This window comes from Streptomyces sp. FH025 (genome assembly GCF_017427025.1).
Classification (GTDB): domain Bacteria; phylum Actinomycetota; class Actinomycetes; order Streptomycetales; family Streptomycetaceae; genus Kitasatospora.
This window is the reverse complement of the sequence record NZ_JAFLNG010000623.1, coordinates 1-4,599: the sequence shown is the minus strand read 5'-3', so window position 1 is coordinate 4,599 and position 4,599 is coordinate 1. Positions and strand designations below refer to the sequence as shown.

4 protein-coding genes are annotated in these 4,599 nt (G+C 74.1%); 2 read left to right on the top strand and 2 right to left on the bottom strand.

Features of this window, described 5'->3' with window-relative positions:
• Nucleotides 1-597: 597 nt before the first annotated feature.
• Nucleotides 598-2,235 carry a carboxyl transferase domain-containing protein gene (locus J0670_RS30780; protein ID WP_207815067.1) on the bottom strand — a complete coding sequence of 546 codons (1,638 nt, stop codon included), beginning with the start codon at nt 2,233-2,235 and terminating at the stop codon, nt 598-600.
• A 306-nt stretch (nt 2,236-2,541) separates the two neighbouring features.
• On the opposite strand from J0670_RS30780, the gene J0670_RS30775 reads away from it, so the two are divergent.
• Together J0670_RS30775 and J0670_RS39630 are read left to right on the top strand one after the other, a co-directional pair.
• A complete protein-coding gene (locus J0670_RS30775) occupies nt 2,542-2,934 on the top strand; it encodes a ribonuclease (RefSeq protein WP_207815065.1) in 393 nt (130 codons plus the stop codon).
• 167 nt (nt 2,935-3,101) lie between these two features.
• Nucleotides 3,102-3,827: a helix-turn-helix domain-containing protein gene (locus J0670_RS39630; protein WP_243437759.1), complete on the top strand. Its 726-nt coding sequence runs from the start codon at nt 3,102-3,104 to the stop codon at nt 3,825-3,827.
• 44 nt (nt 3,828-3,871) lie between these two features.
• On the opposite strand, the gene J0670_RS30765 is transcribed toward J0670_RS39630, so the two are convergent.
• On the bottom strand, nt 3,872-4,402 hold the full coding sequence (locus J0670_RS30765; protein WP_207815063.1) for a universal stress protein: 531 nt from the start codon (nt 4,400-4,402) through the stop codon (nt 3,872-3,874).
• Between the last annotated feature and the right edge of the window lie 197 nt (nt 4,403-4,599).

The following is a 4,599-nucleotide window of genomic DNA, read 5'->3' as shown; positions in this document are numbered from 1 at the left end:
GGCGATGGCCTTCGGGTCGGAGGTGGCGGCGGAGGCGGTGGCGGGGACCACGGCGGCACCCAGGGCGGTCAGACCAGCGGCACCGGTGAGGATGGCGGCAGAGGTACGCATACGGAGCTTGAAAGCGGGCATATAGAACAGGACCTCAATCGGGTTGGTCGAGTCGCACCACCCAGAACCTTGGCCGGACAGGGGCCGTTGTGGTCGGGGAATGCGACTCGGCGGTAAGCCGTTCACCGGAGGGACAGGAACCGGTGTGGCTGGCGACGAGAGCCATTGTTGGCAGACGGAATCGGCCGTCGCCAAGACCCCCTTGTTACGACTCCCGGTCGTAAGGGCGGTGCCCTCCGTGGATTCGAAGGGGCACTCGGATGGGGCTCGCGCACTGGCGCTGACCTGCGCAGACGCTCACTGGTACGGACCAGACGGGGTGGCGCGCGGGCCGTTACTACCGCTCGTCGTGGTTTTCGATCGCGTGTGAGCGCACTCACCGTTTAGGCCCTGCGGGCCGTCACCCGCAGACTCACGGACGCCACTTTGGGTACAGACGATCTGTGCCCGGCGCCACATCCGCGATCCGGGCCCGGAGGCCCCGGGTCAGCGCAGGTCGCCCAGCCGGCGGTGGCGGACGGCGCGGGCCGCGAGCCGGTCCGCCTCGTCGGCCGCCACCAGGGCGTCGAGCGCAGTCCCGATCGCCGCTCCCAGCCGCGCGCAGAAGGCCTCCGGCTCCTCGGCGGCGTCCGGCAGCTCGGGGACGATCTCGTCCACCAGTCCGACCTGCGCCAGGTGGTCCGCGCCGATGCCCTGGGACCGCGCCAGCTCGGCGGCGTGCGCGCCGTCCCGGTGCACGATCGCCGAGGCGCCCTCCGGCGGCAGCGGCGCCAGCCAGGCGTTCCCGGCGGCGAGCACCCGGTCGGCCGGGAGCAGCGCGAGGGCGCCGCCGCCGGAACCCTGGCCGAGCAGGACGGCGAGGACGGGCGTGCGCAGCGCGAGCAGGGTGGTCAGGCAGTACGCGATCTCGACCGCGATCCCGTCCAGCTCGGCCCGGACGGACAGCTCGGCCCCGGCCGTGTCCACCACGGTGACCAGCGGCAGCCCCAGCTGCTCGGCCAGCCGCGCGCTGCGCCGGACGGCCCGCAGGTCGGCGGCGGTGAAGGGGCGGTCGTGCTCCGGGCCCTGCCGCTGCTGGCCGACGACCAGGACGGGCCGGCCGCCGAGCACGGCGAGGGCGCGGACCAGCGCGCCGTCACGGCCCCCGGGCGCGTCCAGCAGCACCAGCTCCTCGGCGGTGCGGCGCAACAGCTCGCGGGTGCCGGGGCGGTCGGGTCGGCGGGTGCGGCGGACGGCGTCCCAGGCGTCGGGGTGGTCGATGGCCGGTCGGCCGGTGTCGGGCTGATCGGCACCGCGCTGATCGGCATGGGGCCGGTCGGCATGGGGCCGGTCGGCGCGAAGGCCGGCCGTGGGCGCTCCGGTGCGGGCGCCGCCCGGGGCGGGGGCCGTCGCGAGGACGGCGAGCGTGCGGCGCACCAGCTCGCGCAGCTCCTGCGGCGCCACCACGGCGTCCACCAGGCCCCGCTCGGCCAGCGTCTCCGCCCGCTGGACGTCCGGCGGCAGCTCCACGCCGCGCAGCTCCTCGTACACGCGCGGCCCGAGGAAACCGAGCCGGGCGCCCGGCTCCGCGAAGACCAGCTGGCCGAGCGTGCCCCAGGAGGCGAAGACCCCGCCCATGGTCGGGTTGCGCAGGTAGGTGAGGTAGGGGAGGCCGGCCGCGCGGTGCGCCTCGACGGCGGAGGTGATGCGCAGCATGCAGAGGAAGGCCGCCGAGCCCTCCTGCATCCTCGTCCCGCCGGAGACCGGCAGGGCGAGCAGCGGCAGTCGCTCGGCGGTGGCCCGCTCGACGGCGTGCGTGATCCGCTCCGCGGTCGCGACGCCGATCGAGCCGCCGAGGAAGCCGAACTCGGAGGCGACCAGGGCGACCGGTCGGCCGTCGATCAGGCCGAGGCCGGTGAGGACGGCCTCGTCCAGGCCGGTGCGCTCGCGGGCCCGGTCGAGCGAGGCGCGGTAGCCGGGGTCGACGGGCGGTCCGGCCGGCGGCTCGTCCCAGCTCCGGAAGCTCCCCGGGTCGACCAGCAGCCCGATCAGCTGGTGCGCCGTCGGCGACGTGCCCGTACCGGCACTCGGGCCCGCACCCGTGCCCTTGCCCGAATTCGCGCTCGCACCCACGCCCGTACCCATGCCCACCCCGTCAGAGATCGTTTCGGCCCGACATGGTCCGCAACTCTATGCGGCGTGCACTCTAGGCGGCCTCGACGCGGTGTTGTGGGAGTGCCGTGAAGGTGTGAGGAGGCCGACATCGGCGCTCACGGTTGTTCGACGGCGGTCGACCCTTGGGTCGTACGGGCGGTTCGTGGTCGGCTCCGGGAGGGGGCTCGTGAAGACCTTCGTACAGGTCAAGTCGCTGATGAGACAGCGGAGTTACTCGTCGATTAACAGTTGTCGGAGGCCTTCCGGAGTTGTCGGTGGCTCGCCACACTGGTGGGCATGACCCGCACTCTACGCGCGTGGAAGTCTCGCGCTGCCGCCGTCGCCACCGTTGCCCTGATGACCCTCGCTCCCGTCGCCGTCGCCACCGACGCGCACGCCGACGTGAGCGGCACCGTGTGTCTGTCCGCCCTCCCGTCGCAGGCCACCGACACCCTCAACCTGATCGCCTCCGACGGGCCGTTCCCGTACTCCCAGGACGGCGTGGTGTTCCAGAACCGGGAGGGCGTCCTGCCCAGCGAGTCCTACGGCTACTACCACGAGTACACCGTCATCACCCCGGGCGCCCCGACCCGCGGTACCCGCCGGATCATCACCGGCCAGGCGTACCAGGAGGACTACTACACCGGCGACCACTACGCCACGTTCTACCTGATCGACCAGTCCTGCTGACCCCCTCCCAGCAGGACTGCGGCCCCGGCGAACCTGAGCTCCTCGCCGGGGCCGTGTTCCTTCCGACCCTCCTGGAACCCCGGACTCGACTGCGGCGCACGGTAGTTGTCGGTCCGGCCGCCGAGCCGTTGGACTCCGGGCGCCCGGGCGGTTGCTAGGGTCGGGGCATGGCACCGAGCAGCGCGAACCCCCCGGGACGGCTCCGGCGCGACGCGCAGCGCAACCGCGACCTGCTGCTCGCCGCCGCCCGCGACATGTTCTCCCGGCACGGCCTCGACGTCCCGTTGGACCAGATCGCCAAGGAGGCCGGAGTCGGGAACGCCACCCTCTACCGGCACTTCCCGACCCGCGAGGCGCTGATCGCCGAGGTCTTCGCGGACGCCGGGGCGGGCCTGGCCGGTGCGGGGGAGGAGGCGCTCGCCGCCGAGGACGCCTGGACCGGCCTGGAGCGGTACTTCGGGCGGATCTTCGAACTCGTCGCCGCCGACCGGGGCATCAACGACCTGGTCACCCAGGCCATCCCCGCCATCCCCGGCGAGCAGCGCCCGACCGCCGCCGTGGGCATCGCCTCGGCCTACGGCCGCCCGGCCGCCACCACCGGCGACGTCCCGCTCGACCACCTCGCCACGGGCCCCTCCCCCGTCCCCGTCTTCCTGGTGTGCGGCACGAAGGACGACGTGGTGGAGGCCGAGTACACCCACCGTTTGAACGATGTCCTTGCACAGCGGATGTCGGCGGTCGAACTGCTCGAACTCCCCACCGACCACGCCGGCGTGGTGATGACCGTCTACGACCTCGAGGCCGCCCGCTGCCTCCCCGCGACCGACCCCGACACCCTGCACGCGGGCCGCCGGACCGCCGCCGTCCTCGCCCGCGCGGCCGGACTGCCGTAACGGGCTTGGGGTTCACGAAGCTTGGGGGCCAAGGAGTTCCAGGCTCAGAGCCCCGCGACGAGCGCACCCAGGCCGTGTCCGCGCTCCAGCGCCTCCAGGTCCCGCTGCAGCGGTGGGCGCGGCACGGTGAGCACCGGGCAGGTCGCGTACCGCACGCAGTAGGTGGTCACCGAGGGCCGGATCAGCCGGGAGAGCCGGCCGCGTTCCCGGCCCGCGCCGAGCACCAGCAGGTCCCCGGGCCGGTCCGCGCAGTGCACCAGGGTGTGTCCGGCCTCGCCCCGTACGGCCTGGCAGCGCAGCCGGACTCCGGCGTAGCGTCCGGCGAAGGCCTCGTCCAGCGCCTGCCGCAGTCGGGCGACGGCGGCGTCCCGACCTGCGGTGAGCACCGTCGGGCAGGGGGTTCGACGGTAGCCGAGCTCCTCGCCCGGCGGGGTCCAGCACAGCACCGCGAGCACCTCGACGTCCGCGCGCCGGGCCTCGGCCACCGCGTGGTGCAGCGCGGCGAGGCTGCCGAGCGAGCCGCTGACACCGACCACGATCCGGCCCTCGTCCGCGCCCGCACCCGTCTCCGCCATGGCCCGTCCCGCCTCTCCGTCCCGGACGCTCGAATCCGGCCTGCCGATTCCGGCCGACCGCCCGCGTCACCCCAGCAAAGCGGCCGGCCACCGCCCGGCCCCGGCTCCTTGACGCGGCTCTGACGCGGCGCCCGCCGTTCCGTACGCGTCCCTGATGCGCCCGGGAGGGTCAGGGCCAAGGGCCTGTCTTCGAACTC

Coding starts and splice junctions, on each gene's coding strand:
- J0670_RS30780 (WP_207815067.1), bottom strand. CDS start 2,235: ATGGGTACGGGCGTGGGTGCGAGCGCGAATTCGGGCAAGGGCACGGGT.
- J0670_RS30775 (WP_207815065.1), top strand. CDS start 2,542: ATGACCCGCACTCTACGCGCGTGGAAGTCTCGCGCTGCCGCCGTCGCC.
- J0670_RS39630 (WP_243437759.1), top strand. CDS start 3,102: ATGGCACCGAGCAGCGCGAACCCCCCGGGACGGCTCCGGCGCGACGCG.
- J0670_RS30765 (WP_207815063.1), bottom strand. CDS start 4,402: ATGGCGGAGACGGGTGCGGGCGCGGACGAGGGCCGGATCGTGGTCGGT.